We start from the raw sequence: 13,542 nt of genomic DNA on the forward strand, positions 1-13,542 counted from the left end.
CCTCCCGATGGCGCCGACGCCACCAAACCCGCGTCCGACAAACCAAATACCATCGACAACGACTGTCACACAACGAAATACAACTGTCGTGCTAGGCAGAGTCATTGAGTGGAGCTCACGCATGAGCGGATCCGCGCCGCACGGCGACGCCGATGTGGACGTCCCGGTTCTGATCGTCGGCGGGGGCCCGGCCGGGCTGACTGCCGCTCTGGAGCTAGCGCGGCGTGGCGTCGGTGGCCTACTGGTCGAGCGGCGGGCGTTCACCACCCACTTCCCACGGGCGCATCTGCTCAACGTCCGCACCATGGAGACCTTCCACGACATCGGAGTGGCTGAACAGATCTACCGGGAATCCCCTTCGGAGGATCGGTGGCACAAGTGCGGTTCCTGGTCGGCGATGCCGCGCACCGCCACCCACCGACCGGCGGCCTCGGGCTGAACACGGCAATCGGCGATGTGGCGAACCCGGCTTGGAAGATCGCGGCCGTCCTCGCCGGTGAGGCCTCCGATGCGTTGCTGGACAGCTACGAGTCCGAGCGCATGCCGGTCGCCGCGCGCAACGTGGAGCACTCGCTGCGCAACGCGGGCCGGCACGCGCCGGTCGCCGCCGCGCTCGGCCTCGAGAACGGGCAGTCCGAACAGGACGGTTGGGCGCAGATCTCGGTATGGGCGAGTGACACCCCCGAGGGCACACGGCGACGGGACGCCGCAGCAGTCGCGGTGGCGCACAACGCCGAGGACTACAGCCAGCTCAACATCGAGGCCGGCTTCGCATACGAAGTCGGCGCCGTCATCCCTGACGGCAGCTCACCACCGCCCGGACACAACTCCGCCACCGAATTCCACCCGACTGCCCGGCCCGGGCACCACATCCCGCACGTCTGGCTGGACCGCGGCGGTCAGCGAGTGTCCACATCGGACCTGGTTGCGCCGTTGGGCATGACATTGTTCGTGGATGCGGCGGGCGGGCCGGTCTGGCGGCGCGCGGCCGAGACCGTCACAGATGTCCGGCTCACCGTTGTCGAGGTCGGCGGCGAGCTAGCCGACCTGTCGGGCGAGTGGGCGTCCGTACGCGGCACCGGCAGCGATGGTGCGCTGCTCGTGCGGCCCGACCGTCATGTCGCGTGGCGCGCCGCCGCCGCCCTGGGCGCCGAGCTGACCGAGGTCCTGCGTCATCTGCTGCATTCCGGGCCGGCGCCGTCGGGGGCCGGCGGTGATCTCGGAGGGATCACCGATGCCGGCGAGGCCCTGCGAACGACCCCGACACGCGATCCGCAGCTGTTCACCGTGGTCGAGTGACACGCAAGCCACGTCGAAACAGACTCTAACGGAAGGGTATTGCCATGGCAGAGATCGTTTTCGGGGCGGCGACCTCGCACAGTGTGCTGCTGGCCGCGCCGCCGCACTGGTGGGCCGAACGAGCCGAGCACGACCGCGCCAATCCTGAGCTCTACGACAGCACAGGGGTGATCCGCAGCTTCGACGAGCTCGCGGAAGCGGCAGGGAGTCGGTTCGACGAACGCTGCACGCCCGAAGTCTGGGAGGACGACTGGCGGCGTTGTCAGGCGGCGCTGACGAGGTTGCGCGAGGACTTCCGGCGCGTCGCCCCGGACGTCGTGCTGATCGTCGGCGACGACCAACGCGAGCTGTTCAGCGAGAACAACCAGCCGGCGATGGCCATCTCGGCGGCCCCGGCGATGTCGACAGGTTTGCTCGACGACCACGATTCGGAGTTCCTCAAGGATGCGGCGCGCAGTTACCTGATGGACGACGAGTTCGCCTTCGCCGGGCACGCGGCGCTCGCCGATGACCTGGCTCGTGGCCTGACGAACGAGGGCTTCGACATCGCCTGGATGAACGCCGCGCCGCCCGGGACCGGGTTCGGGCACGCTTATGGCTTCCCGATTCACAAGTTCCTGCAACCTGATCCGGTCGCGGTCATCCCGTTCATGCTCAACACCTACTACCCGCCCAACCAGCCGAGTCCGCGCCGCTGCTTCGAGCTCGGGCGTGCCCTGCGCGCGGCAGCCGCCGCCTCGCCCATCGATGCCCGCATCGCCGTCCTCGCGTCCGGGGGACTGAGCCATTTCGTCGTCGACGAGGCACTGGACCGGCAGGTGCTCAGCGCGATCGTGAGCAAGGACGCCGAAGCCCTGTGCGCCCTGCCGGCCGCCCTGCTCAACAGCGGATCGTCGGAGATCCGGAACTGGATCACCGCCGCCGGCGCGATGGAGGGCAGGCCGGTCGACTGGTCCGAGTACGTGCCCATCGTGCGGTCCGCCGCCGGAACCGGGTGCGGCATGGGCTTTCTCAGCTGGCGTTAGGGAGGAAGGACAACATCATGGCTCGACGTTCGATCGAAGTGCCCGGTCTGCATCACGGCGGTCTGCCGATCCCGCAGGCGTGCGTGGTGGGCAACCTGCTGACCTCCAGCGGGATCTCCCCGCTCGACCCGGCCACCGGTTCCGTGCCGGAAGGCACCGAGGAACAAGTGGAACTGGTGTTCGCGAACCTGCGGCGGGTGCTGGAGGCAGCCGGTGGCCGACCCGAAGATGTGGCCAAGTGCACGGTCTTCGTGCGGGACAAGGCGATCCGCCCGGTGATCGACAAGTACTGGACCGAGACGTTTCCCGACGAGGCCAGCAGACCGGCGCGGCACACGCTGCGCATCGACCTGGCCGATCCGCTGCAGATCCAACTCGAAATCATCGCCGTGCTGGGAGAAGGCTGACCATTCATGATCATTGACTCACATGCCCACGTCGTCGCGCCGGACGGGCTCTACGCCTACCGTGCCGCGCTGATCGCCGACGGCGGCTATCACGCGGGCAAACCCAAGGTTCCCGATGACGCGCTGGCACAGGCCGCCGCGGGCAACGTGTCCATCATGGACTCGGTGGGGACCGATCTGCAGCTGTTGTCCCCGCGCCCATTCCACCTGGGCACCTCCATGAGCCCCGCCAGGCTGGTGGCACCGTGGATCCGCGCGAACAACGACACCATCGCCCGAACCGTCGCGCTGCACCCGGACCGGTTCGCCGGGGTCGGCGCGCTGCCGCTGGTGCCCGACCAGCCCGTCGAGGTGGCCTTCGCCGAACTCGACCGCATCGTGGACCTCGGCTTCGTCGGTGTGCTGGTCAACCCCGACTTGCACGAGGGCCGGGGCGCCACTCCCCCGCTCGGCGACCGGTACTGGTACCCGCTGTATGAGAAACTGGTCGACTACGACCTGCCGATGCACGTCCACTCCGCGGGCTGCTACAGCGAGCGCGAGACCTACAGCGAGCATTTCATCACCGAGGAATCCATCGCGATCCTGTCGATGCTGCGCAGCCCGATGTTCACCGACTTCTCCACGCTTCGCGTGTTGATCTCGCACGGCGGCGGCTCCGTGCCCTACCAGATCGGCCGCTGGCAGGCCGAAGTCCTGCACCCGGCGCTCGGCGGCGGCCCCGCGACGGAGCGGTTCGAGACCTCGTTGCGCAGGTTCTGGTTCGACACCGTGCTGCACCATCCGCCGTCGCTGGAACTCCTGCTGCGCACCGTGGGCGCGGACCGGGTGCTGTTCGGCACCAAGAAACCGGGCAGCGGCAGCGCCCCCAACCCGGACACCGGCCGCGACTTCGACGACCTCAAACCCGTCATCGAAGGCTTCGGGTTCCTTTCGGACACCGACCGGCACGCAGTGTTCGAGGACAACGCACGTCTCGTGTTTCCCCGGCTGCAGAAAGGATGGTGCCCTAGTGAGCGATCTCGTGAAACGGTTACGGGCGCTCGACACCTGCGCGGTGTCTGATGCCCTTGACCGGCACGGTCTCACCGGCGTTGTCGACGGGCTCCGCCCGCTCGCGGCTCAGCGGCCGCTCGCCGGTCGCGCCGTCACGGTGTTACTCGGCCCGCCATCCGGCCAGTCGGCCGCGCCCACGAAGCGGCATCTCGGCACCGCGGCTGTCGAGTCCGCCGGGCCGGGCGACGTCATCGCCGTCGCCCACCAGGGCCGGACCGACTGCGCCGGGTGGGGTGGTCTGCTGTCGCGGGCCGCCGCGGGCCGTGGTGTCGAAGGCGTGGTGGTCGACGGCGCCGCCCGGGACCTGGCCGAGGCGGCCGAGGCCGGACTGCCCGTGATGGCCCGTGCCGCAACGCCGGTCACCGCGCGCGGGCGGACGACCGAACACTCCTGGGGCCAGCCGGTCGAACTCGGCGGGGTGACCGTCATTCCCGGCGACCTCGTCCTCGGCGATTCAGGCGGGGTCGTCGTCATTCCGGCGGCGCATGCGGACGAAGTGCTGGCCACCGCCGAACGGATCGCCGCGACCGAGGCGGCCATGGCAACCGCGATCGAGGCCGGCACGCCGGTATCCGAAGTCATGGGCAAGACCTACGAGGAGCTGACCTATGGTCACCACTGAGCAGACATATCAAGCCCGGGTGGCGGCGCTTTCCACCTCTGCGGTCTCCGACGCGCTCGACCGCCTCGGAATCGCCGGACAAGCTCTGGGTATCGCCCCACTCGACCGAAATTTCCGCCTCGTAGGCCGAGCCTGGACGCTGCGCTACGGACCGGTCGGACAGGACCGGGGCAGTGTCGGCGACTACATCGACGACCTCGGCCCCAACGACGTCGTCGTACTCGACAACCAAGGACGTCTCGACGCCACGGTGTGGGGCGACCTGCTCACCACCACCGCCCACCACCGCGGCGTCGCCGGGACGGTCATCGACGGCGTCTGCCGAGACGTCGACCGCAGCCTCACCCTCCGCTACCCGATCTTCTCCCGCGGCAATTGGATGCGTACCGGCAAGGACCGGGTCCGCGTCGAGGCCACGCAGGTTCCGGTGTCCATCGGCGGGATTCGCGTCGAACCGGGCGATCTGCTCCTCGGTGACGGCGACGGCCTGGTCGTCCTTCCCGCTTCCCGGGCCGACGACGTCCTGACGGCCGCCGAGGAGATCGAGCGCGCCGAGGACGCCATCCGGGCGGCCATTGAGAACGGCGCCACCCTACTCGAGGCACGCCGCGCCGTCGGCTACCACGACCTGCAGACCCGATCGGGGAGGACGTCATGACGGCGACCGGCATGCGGCTTAGCTCGGCCACTGTGCACGAGGCGGCCGGCCGGATCGGCGCATTGCCCGCGCAGATCAAGCCGCTCTCCCCCGAGATGCACATTGCGGGTCCGGCCTTCCCGGTCCGGGTGCCATCCGGCGACAACCTCTGGCTGCACCGCGCCGTGTACGCCGCCAGCCGTGGCGAGGTGCTCGTGGTCGAGACGGGCGGCGGCTTCGAGTACGGCTACTGGGGTGAGATCCTCGCCGAAGCCGCGATCGCCCGCGGCCTCGTCGGCCTCGTGATCCACGGCGGCGTTCGCGATTCGCGGCGGCTCGTCGAACTCGGCTGGCCGGTTTTCGCCGAACGTCTCTGCGTTCGGGGCACCGCCAAGGACCCGAACGGCGACGGTGATCTGGGCGAGCCGGTCCGGCTGGGCGACGTCACGGTACGCCTCGGGGACCTCGTCGTCGGCGATGCCGACGGGGTGGTGTGCGTTCCCGCGGCTGTCGCCGACGACGTCCGAGACAAGGCCGATCGGCGAGAACAGGATGAGGCCGACCATATCCGGCGCTTGCGAGCCGGCGAGACCACCCTCGCGATCTACCAGCTGCCGTGATCCGCGACCAGGCGGGCGACACACAGCCCGCTGCTATATTCGGAGCGGTGGCGGACGACGAACAACGGCCGGTGAGGCCAACGGAGCTGGTCACGTCCGCGATACGAAGCCGAAGCGTCGCGAGCGTGATCAACCAACTGCGCGACATGATCATCAATCGTCGCCTCCTTCCCGGACAGCAGATCCGCCAGGAGGAAATGGCGCGCGTCCTCGGCATCAGCCGCGTGCCGCTGCGCGAAGCGCTCCGTGTGCTCACAACGGAAGGGCTGTTGACGCACCGGCCACACCAGGGCTACTTCATCACGAGACTGAGTGCCGAGGAACTCGAACAGATCGGGAACTTGCTCGAATTCCTCGAGACCGAGTTGCTCCGGACGGTCCGCTGGCCCAATGAGGACGAGCTCGCGCAGTTACACGCGATCAACCGGAAGATCGTGAAAGCGGCGCACGACGCCGACGTCTCGGCGGTCAACACCCTCAATCGCCAGCTTCACACACAGATCTTCCGCCTCTCGTCGCTGGGCATCTACCTCACCGAGGCCGAGAAGTTCTGGACACTGTCGGAGCCCTACCGCCTCCTGCATGTTGCCACCACCGACGCCACGGTCGCCATCGAGCAACACGAGCAGCTCATCGACGCGCTCGCCGCCCAGGACCGAGGTCTGTGCCTGCGCCTCCTGGCACACCACCGGCGCGAGACGCATGCGGCCGCGCTGACCATGCTCGCCCGTGACCAGGGGGATCTGTCCGGACTCGCCGCAGGATAATCCGGTCGGAGCCCGGGGGCTTCTGGACACCGCATTGAGCATGGGAAGTCTCGCCGTTGTGCATGTACCCATGCCGCTGGACGCGCGGAATCGGCGTACTGCCGGTCACCGTCGCCCGTGCCTGCGGCCACGACGTGGCCTATCTGCCCGGCCTGTCGATGTGCCGCATCGCCGATCTCTATCCGGGACAGGCGAAACCGATGCCCTGGATGCGTTCATCATCGCCGACACTGCCCGCGCCATGCCGCACACGCTGCGCCGGGTCGATGTCGGCGACGAAGCGTGGAAGCCACCCGCACCAGCAACCGCATCCGCGGCCTGCTCACCAGCATCCATCCTGCCCTCGAACGAGTCCTCGGCCCCCGCGTCGCGCATCCGGCCGTGCTGGAAATCCTGTCCCGCTGCGGCGGCCCCGAAGGCATCCGCGCCACCGGGAAACGCAAGCTCACCGCCCTCGCCGTCAAGCACGCACCTCGCATGGGCGCACGCTTGGCCGAGGAAATCTGGGCCGCCCTGCCCGAACAGACGGTCACCGTCCCCGGCCGCAAGGCCGCCGAGGTCGTGCTCCCGAAACTCGCGGCCTGTTGAAATCTGTTCTGCTGCAACGACAAAACGAGATCCGACGCCAGTGCCCGCAGCCGGGGCCCATAGGACACCGGCGCACCCACCCCGGCCGGCGCTGCGGCAGCGGTGACATGCCCGCATCCGCACCGAACCGAATGCACCCTGTGCTCGATGAACTCCGCAGCGATGACCTCGGGCAGGTCACACACCTGCCAGGCAACGATTTTCACCGTCCGACCACCGGCGAGATCACCGCCACACCCACCACACGCCGACGGCCGATACTCTTCGATGCGGTCAGCAATCGCCTCGCGCCACAACGCGAAACCCTCACCGCCAGGCTGCTTGCCCGGCTTCCGGCCAGCCTTACCCCGCTCCACACGAGAAGGACTGCGCTGCAACCGATCTCCCGATAGCGGTCGGGACGAATTCCCCGAGTTCTGCCCCAGCTGCCGCTTCAACTCCGCGACCTCGGCACCAACTCCTCGATCACCCGATCCCGCTCCGCCAGCATCAGCAGCAACTGCTCCACAGTCGGCACGGGCACAGCTCAGACACCTGGAAAGCTCACCGGTAACCACACTCCCACAGTCAAGCCACCGCGGGGCAGAATCCGCTGCACGGGCTGTGGTCGGAAGATGCAGCCCGCGATGCCGCACGGCAATGTCTACTATCGGTGCATCGCGCGCACTCTTGCGCCCGGAAGCGAGGCGCTAGCCGATCATCCGAAGACTGTGAACCTCAGAGAATCGCATGTCGCTGGGCCGTTGAATCGTTGGCTCGCAGCTCAGTTCAGTAAGGAGAATCGTCGGCAGATCATCGAGATTCTGGTGGAGGCGTACAACTCCGACGACAGCGATACTCGACGAAGCTATCTGCGGCTGACGTGAGTGCTAATCCCGCTACGGCAGTCCTGCCCAGAAGTCGTTCAGGATGCGTGCACCCGCGGCGGGTTCCTGAGTCATCCAGAAGTGGCCGGGCCCGTCCAGGACGGCGATCGAGGCGCCGGCTTCAGTGGCCACTTCACGCCGCGTCTCGTAAGTGCCGGTGGCCAGATCTCCGTCACGGAGATGGCCAGGCCGGGGCGGGCCGAGGCGGCCGAGGCGGCCGAGGCGTTCCGCCCGGTCTTTGCCAGCACGGGCTGTGCGCAAGAGCGGTAGAGGGAGAGGATCGCCTGCCCCATGTGTGCGTCCTGTCCGGCGGCCAGCCGCGTGGCCAGAGGATCGGAAGCTCCCCACTCATGCCATCTCTCCAGACGCTTCTCCATCGGTGCGTTGGCCAGCTCGTCCGCCCAGAGCTCGCCGAGTTCCGGGGTCTGGACGGTCTGGGCGATGTGGTGCCACTCGTAGTCGGGGTGGAAGATGCCGACCACGTCACAGACCCAGCTGCGGATCAGATCGGGGCGGTTCATGGCGAGGTTGAAGGTGTGTACTCCGCCCCAGTCGTGGCCCACGAGGTCGACGGGCTGTCCGAATGCTTCCAGGCGGGCGGTCAGCCAGGCGAGGTAGCCGTCCAAGGTCGCGTCGAAGCCGTCCGGTAGGGGCGTGCCGAACCCGGGAGGTGACAGGAGGAAGACGTCGTCTCGCTCCAGGTGCTCGAGCAGGAGACCCCAGACGGCCGAGACCTCTGGGCCACCGTGAAGGAAAACGGCAGGACCGTGCGTGCTCATGAAGTGCCTTTCATGTAATGACTCAATCGGCTACCTGTCGGAAGCCTGCTCGGCTGGACATAACGGGATGACCCTTTTGGCCCGCACCCCAAGGGTGGTTCTGTGGCAGAGGGTCTTCAGTGGGCGGGCAGCCGGGACGCTGAGAGAAGACCGGCCGCGGCGTCGAAACGGTCACACGGGACGGATCGAGCCGGTCCGGGCCGGATGATCAGGGTCGGACCGCGGCGGCTGAGAACGAGGTTTGCCTGCCTGGAACTCCTTGACGGTTTTCGGCAAGGCAGTCGCCGAGACGCCACCCGGGGCCGGCCTCACAACCCGGCACTGGCTTGGGGGTAATAGTGCGTCGGTGGTTAGCTGCTGCTCGGGAAGATGCCCGGCTCAGGGGTGGAGGACGATCTTGCCACGCGTGTGGCGCTTGCCCAGCTCCTCGTACGCTTCGCGGACCTGCTCGAGTGGGTAGGTGCGCGCGATCGGGAGTTCGATGGAGCCGTCCGCGATGGCCGCTGCGATCTCGGCGAGGGCTCCCCGCGGATCCGCAGGCGAGCCGCTGCCCTTGGTCTTGACGCCCAGTCGTGCGGCGCCGGCGAAGTCAACGATCGTGTTGATCCGGTCGACGTCGACCCCCAGCTCGACCGCCAGGTCGATGTAGCCGCCGCCGAAGGTGTCTACGAACGCGTCGACACCGCCGGGTGCGGCATCACGAATGCGCTCGAGCTGCCCCTGGCCGTACTGCACCGGAACGACCCCGCGCGAACGCAGCCACTCGTGGTTGTGCTCGCTCGCGAGCCCGATCACCGTCGCGCCCTTGGTGCGCGCAAACTGAGCGGCGAAGCCGCCAGCGCCCCCGGCAGCAGCGGAGACGACGATCGTGTCCCCTGGGGCCGCGCCCACGGCTTGGACGGCGGACCAGGCGGCCGACGGCGCGCCGAACAGCGTGCCGGCGACCTCCCAGGACAGGTCGGCCGGCTTGGCCACCAAGTGCTCGGCGGGCACGGACACAAGCTCGGCCAGGGCCTCCTTGCGGGCACTCCAGCCGTACACCCCATCGCCGACCGCCCAGTCGGTCACGCCGACACCCACAGCGTCGATCGTGCCGGCGAAGCTCGCCCCCACCCCGGAAGGGAACGTCAGCTCACCCCAATGCTTCGACTTTCCTGCGATGACCTTGATATCGCCCGGGTTGATCGCCGCAGCCTCGACTCGGACCACGACGCCTCCCGGCTCGGCGATGGGGTCATCGACCTTGCGGACCTCCAGGACGTCAAGGTCTCCGTGCCCATCGAACTTCACGGCTTTCATAGCCCACCTCCAGGTGCTGATCGTTGTCCGAACTGGCCCGAGCAACCGCTCAGGCTCCGTCGACGAAGGTCGCCGGGGGCTGTCGGCCCGGCCCGTCTTAACCAGGATCGCGCGGTTGACCGCGCCAAGAGCCTGGCCTCTCGGACAGTTTCTCCTAGCCAGCCGGACAGTGACGGTAACGGCAGCGGTGCTCACTCGTCCGGCCGCCGGCAGCGACGAGCGGATTGCCTGGGAGTGGCTTCGCTAGCGACAGGTCCTGAGCTGCGGCTGGGGCACAGTCGCGCGGCGCTCCCCGAATCGCAGCCGGCCTTTCGGCTGGTTCCGCCTATCCGAACGGAGGGGGAGGTGGTTCCGGGCAGCCGTTTACGCTGATGGTATGAACCTCACGGCAGCGGCCGACATCATTCGGGCACCTCTGCGCGAGATCCTGCCACGGTTGTCCGCAGCCTTGGCCGATACCGTCCCGCACCGGGCGCTCGCGCAGCTGTCCGGCAGTTGTGCGCACTCACCCGTCAAGATCCACACCGTCGGAGCAGGCGGCACATGGGCGGTAACCACCGCCGAACTGGCCGCCCTCACCAAGCAGGCGCGGCCGGGTCAGCCGTGGCAGGGACAAGCCCTGGTCGCCGGAACCGAGAATCCGGTGCTCGCCGTTGCCAGCGACGCGGCCGAGCGCGGCGCTCTCCTCGTCCTCCTGCGCTCCGACGAGGCAGCAATCGCGGGCCCCGACCTCACCGCCGTCCAGACCCTGTGGGATCTGGTGACCGCATACAGCGCACGCATCGTCTCCGAAGCAGTACCCGGGCCGCTGGCGCTCTCGCGGGTGGCAGCCGGTGCCCGGGCCGCAGCCATCACCGAACTCGTGGACACCCACGGTGGCGTCCTGTCCGGGCTGCTCGGCGTACTGCGACGCCGCGACCTCGACGATCACAGGGCCAGGGAGCGGGCCATCGATCTGGCCCTCTCCGCGCTGGCGGAGTTGCGGGCCGGCGCCGACCAGGACAGAGCGCTCGCCGAGGAAGCCGCCGGCGACGGCTTCGCCCGGCTCGCCGACTCGCTACAACCGATGTTTCTCGGGCGGGGCGTGCGGCTGGATCTGGGCCCTCCCGGCACGGAGGAAGGCGCCGACCGGCACCTGCCCGCCGACGTCGCCCATGCCGCGCGGGCGGCCGTGCGATCCGTAGTGTCCGCCCTGCTGAACGAACAGGGCCCAGGATCGGATTCGATCAGCCGAGTACACATCAGCTGGAAAATCGCAGAGAACGAGCTGCGGGCGACCGTACGGGACGACGGTTCCGGTGTCCTGTCACGCGCCGCATTGCAGAACCGCCGGGTCGTCGAACGACTGGCAGCCCTGGACGGGCGGCTGGAAGTGGACGCCGTCCCCGGCTGGGGAACGACAGTCACCGCCACGGTCCCACTGGAGCCGCCGCAGGGGCCGCGCAACGACCCGCTCACCGTACTGGGGGACCGAGAACTCGAAGTCCTCGGACACCTCGCGCGCGGCAGACGCAACCGGCACATCGCCGAAGAGTTGCACATCAGTGAGTCCACCGTGAAGTTCCACGTGGCGAACATCCTCGACAAGCTGGGAGTGGACACGCGAGGGGAGGCCGCTGCACTCGCCCACACCTGGGGTGTCAACACCACCTGACACGGTCAGTGCCGGACGTCACCTGACGTGCAGGTGGGCTTGTGGGTTCCCAGTACACCATCGCACGACGGCGCTCGATAGCCGCGCAGTAGTGCCTCGCGAAGAGCCGAGGTGCGCACCCTGAGCCAAGCGCGGCTTCGACTCCCACCAGACGCACTGTGAACTCGCCGTACTGCCAGGCCACCTGATTTCTCCGACAGATCTCCGTCCTCCCGGTACCAGACGGCAACGCCAACTCCTCACGCCCCACCCGAGCCCGCTCGGCCCGCTACCGCGCGGCATCCGCCTCCGCCTGAGCCTGCTCCAAAACCTCCGTCCAGGACACTCCAGATCCCGCCTCGTCCTCGACGACGATCAGGAGCTCCTGCTCGAGCAGCACGACGTCGTCGTTCAGGGAGCGGGCCGCCACGCCTGGCGCAACAGGAGTGATCGCCCGGCCACCCTCGCGGCCGTGCCTCGTCGGAGCAGAACGAGACGTCGCTTAGTACTGCAACTGCACTCGCGTGGTTCGTTCCTGGTAGACCTGTTGCGTGGTGTTGGATCGTGCTGTGGCCGAACTGGATTCGTTGATGGCGAGGATCGGGGAACGGTTCACCCGCGCTGAGCCGCGGGGGCGGGCGGGTGAGTATGTGTCGGGGCTGGTCGCGGGCCTGGAACGCAAGAACGGGTGGACGTTGGCGGAACGCGCTGGTGAGAGCACTCCGGATGGGATGCAGCGGCTGCTGCGCGCCGCCGACTGGGATGTCGACGGGGTGCGTGCCGACGTGCGCGACTACGTGGTCGAACACCTCGGCGACCCAGCCGCCGTGCTGGCCGGTGATGAGACCGGTTTCCTGAAGAAGGGCACCAGATCCGCTGGTGTGCAACGGCAGTACTCCGGAACGGCCGGGCGTACGGAGAATTGTCAGATCGGTGTGTTTCTGGCGTATGCGTCCTCCCGCGGGCACGCCCTGATCGACCGGGAGCTCTACGTCCCGCAGTCGTGGACCTGCGATCGTGAGCGGTGCCGTGACGCTGGGATTCCCGACGAGGTCGAGTTCGCGACAAAGCCGCGGCAGATGATCGCCATGCTGGAGCGCGCGCTGGCGGCGAAGGTACCGTTCGCGTGGTTCACCGCCGACGAAGCCTACGGTCAGGCCGGCTACCTGCGGGCTTGGTGCGAAGACCACGACGTGTTCTACGTGATGGCCACCCGCTGCGACCACCAGTTGACCACACGCGCCGACCGCATCGCCCGCGCCGACGAGCTGGTCACGGAGTTCGGCGACCGCACCTGGCAACGGTTGTCGGTCGGTGCCGGCGCGCACGGCCCCCGCGAATACGACTGGGCACGCCGCCAGATCGACGGCACATGGAAGACCGGACGCGGGCACTGGCTGCTGGCGCGCCGCTCGATCAGCGACCCCACCGAGATCGCCTACTACATCTGCTATGGCCCGGCCACCGCGCGGCTGGTCGATCTGGCCTGGACCGCCGGGTCACGCTGGCACGTGGAAGAAGCGTTTCAGCAGGCCAAAGGCGAGGCCGGGCTGGATCACTACCAGGCCCGCAAATGGCGCGCCTGGTATGCCCACATCACCCTGTCGATGCTCGCCCTGGCCTGGCTCGCCGCCACGAAAACCCTTGCTGCAAAGGGGGACTCGCCGCCAGCGAAGAAGGCATGATCGCTCTCACGCTACCGGAGATCCGCCGCTTACTCATCGCGTTCGTGCTCACCCCACTACACGCCGCCGACCACATCTGGGCCTGGTCACGCTGGCGACGACGCCGACAACACCAAGCCCGTCTGTCGCACTACCGGCGACGCGGCCACCCACTCACCTGAGTGGGTTGGGTCGGGAACTGGCGCGGTGTCGTGAGCGGTTGTAGGTGTGGAAGCCACTGTGACCGAACGGTTTTCCCGCTTGATCGTTCTTCTGCCCC

The 13,542-nt window shown here is 68.2% G+C and carries 15 protein-coding genes and 3 pseudogenes; 14 read left to right on the forward strand and 4 right to left on the reverse strand.

The genetic code is table 11. The annotated features are described in order from the left end of the window. The first annotated feature begins 121 nt into the window (after positions 1-121). The 10 genes and pseudogenes from AB0J47_RS41415 to AB0J47_RS41460 form a co-directional block, all read left to right on the forward strand. Positions 122-439 carry an FAD-dependent monooxygenase gene (locus AB0J47_RS41415; protein WP_329406754.1) on the forward strand — a complete coding sequence of 106 codons (318 nt, stop codon included), beginning with the start codon at positions 122-124 and terminating at the stop codon, positions 437-439. Beyond that, positions 370-1,299, forward strand: coding sequence for an FAD-dependent monooxygenase (locus AB0J47_RS41420; RefSeq protein WP_364359933.1), 930 nt, complete (start codon positions 370-372; stop codon positions 1,297-1,299). Before AB0J47_RS41415 ends, AB0J47_RS41420 begins: the two co-directional genes overlap by 70 nt. Before the next feature lie 83 nt (positions 1,300-1,382). Next, positions 1,383-2,324, forward strand: coding sequence for a hypothetical protein (locus tag AB0J47_RS41425; protein ID WP_364359936.1), 942 nt, complete (start codon positions 1,383-1,385; stop codon positions 2,322-2,324). A 17-nt stretch (positions 2,325-2,341) separates the two neighbouring features. Further along, the gene (locus AB0J47_RS41430) at positions 2,342-2,731 is read left to right on the forward strand and encodes a RidA family protein (RefSeq protein ID WP_329406748.1); all 390 of its coding nucleotides are present in this window, start codon (positions 2,342-2,344) and stop codon (positions 2,729-2,731) included. A gap of 6 nt (positions 2,732-2,737) precedes the next feature. Next, a complete protein-coding gene (locus tag AB0J47_RS41435) occupies positions 2,738-3,796 on the forward strand; it encodes an amidohydrolase family protein (protein WP_364359939.1) in 1,059 nt (352 codons plus the stop codon). Next, positions 3,789-4,409, forward strand: coding sequence for a 4-carboxy-4-hydroxy-2-oxoadipate aldolase/oxaloacetate decarboxylase (locus tag AB0J47_RS41440; RefSeq protein ID WP_364359942.1), 621 nt, complete (start codon positions 3,789-3,791; stop codon positions 4,407-4,409). The genes AB0J47_RS41435 and AB0J47_RS41440 overlap by 8 nt, the downstream gene beginning before the upstream one ends. Next, positions 4,396-5,067, forward strand: a complete 672-nt coding sequence (locus tag AB0J47_RS41445) for an RraA family protein (RefSeq protein ID WP_329406741.1) — start codon at positions 4,396-4,398, stop codon at positions 5,065-5,067. Before AB0J47_RS41440 ends, AB0J47_RS41445 begins: the two co-directional genes overlap by 14 nt. Beyond that, positions 5,064-5,666 (forward strand): 4-hydroxy-4-methyl-2-oxoglutarate aldolase, encoded by a 603-nt coding sequence (locus tag AB0J47_RS41450; protein WP_329406738.1) that lies wholly within the window; start codon positions 5,064-5,066, stop codon positions 5,664-5,666. Before AB0J47_RS41445 ends, AB0J47_RS41450 begins: the two co-directional genes overlap by 4 nt. Before the next feature lie 47 nt (positions 5,667-5,713). After that, on the forward strand, positions 5,714-6,433 hold the full coding sequence (locus AB0J47_RS41455) for a GntR family transcriptional regulator (protein WP_364359947.1): 720 nt from the start codon (positions 5,714-5,716) through the stop codon (positions 6,431-6,433). An 89-nt stretch (positions 6,434-6,522) separates the two neighbouring features. Further along, positions 6,523-7,044, forward strand: a pseudogene (locus AB0J47_RS41460) (transposase); the annotation flags it as partial. A 339-nt stretch (positions 7,045-7,383) separates the two neighbouring features. On the opposite strand, the pseudogene AB0J47_RS41465 reads toward AB0J47_RS41460, so the two are convergent. Beyond that, positions 7,384-7,458 (reverse strand): annotated as a pseudogene (locus AB0J47_RS41465) (hypothetical protein); the annotation flags it as partial. Between the two features lie 177 nt (positions 7,459-7,635). On the opposite strand from AB0J47_RS41465, the gene AB0J47_RS41470 reads away from it, so the two are divergent. Next, on the forward strand, positions 7,636-7,887 hold the full coding sequence (locus AB0J47_RS41470) for a hypothetical protein (protein ID WP_364359950.1): 252 nt from the start codon (positions 7,636-7,638) through the stop codon (positions 7,885-7,887). Between the two features lie 71 nt (positions 7,888-7,958). Here AB0J47_RS41470 and AB0J47_RS41475 read toward each other — a convergent pair whose 3' ends face one another. Both AB0J47_RS41475 and AB0J47_RS41480 read right to left on the reverse strand, forming a co-directional pair. Further along, entirely contained in the window at positions 7,959-8,666 is a 708-nt protein-coding gene (locus AB0J47_RS41475; RefSeq protein WP_364359953.1) for an alpha/beta fold hydrolase, read from the reverse strand. A gap of 378 nt (positions 8,667-9,044) precedes the next feature. Further along, the gene (locus tag AB0J47_RS41480; protein ID WP_329406729.1) at positions 9,045-9,965 is read right to left on the reverse strand and encodes an NADP-dependent oxidoreductase; all 921 of its coding nucleotides are present in this window, start codon (positions 9,963-9,965) and stop codon (positions 9,045-9,047) included. Positions 9,966-10,341: 376 nt separating this feature from the next. Here AB0J47_RS41480 and AB0J47_RS41485 point away from each other — a divergent pair, with 376 nt between their 5' ends. Further along, complete coding sequence (locus AB0J47_RS41485) at positions 10,342-11,619, forward strand: LuxR C-terminal-related transcriptional regulator (protein WP_329406727.1); 1,278 nt, start codon at positions 10,342-10,344, stop codon at positions 11,617-11,619. Between the two features lie 268 nt (positions 11,620-11,887). On the opposite strand, the gene AB0J47_RS41490 is transcribed toward AB0J47_RS41485, so the two are convergent. Next, entirely contained in the window at positions 11,888-12,028 is a 141-nt protein-coding gene (locus tag AB0J47_RS41490) for a hypothetical protein (RefSeq protein ID WP_364359958.1), read from the reverse strand. A 121-nt stretch (positions 12,029-12,149) separates the two neighbouring features. Between AB0J47_RS41490 and AB0J47_RS41495 the strand changes: the two are divergent. Then, positions 12,150-13,262 (forward strand): annotated as a pseudogene (locus AB0J47_RS41495) (IS701 family transposase); the annotation flags it as partial. 17 nt (positions 13,263-13,279) lie between these two features. Then, a complete protein-coding gene (locus tag AB0J47_RS41500; protein ID WP_328401500.1) occupies positions 13,280-13,444 on the forward strand; it encodes a hypothetical protein in 165 nt (54 codons plus the stop codon). Positions 13,445-13,542 lie beyond the last annotated feature (98 nt).

This window comes from Nocardia sp. NPDC049737, assembly GCF_040674755.1.
Lineage (GTDB): Bacteria > Actinomycetota > Actinomycetes > Mycobacteriales > Mycobacteriaceae > Nocardia.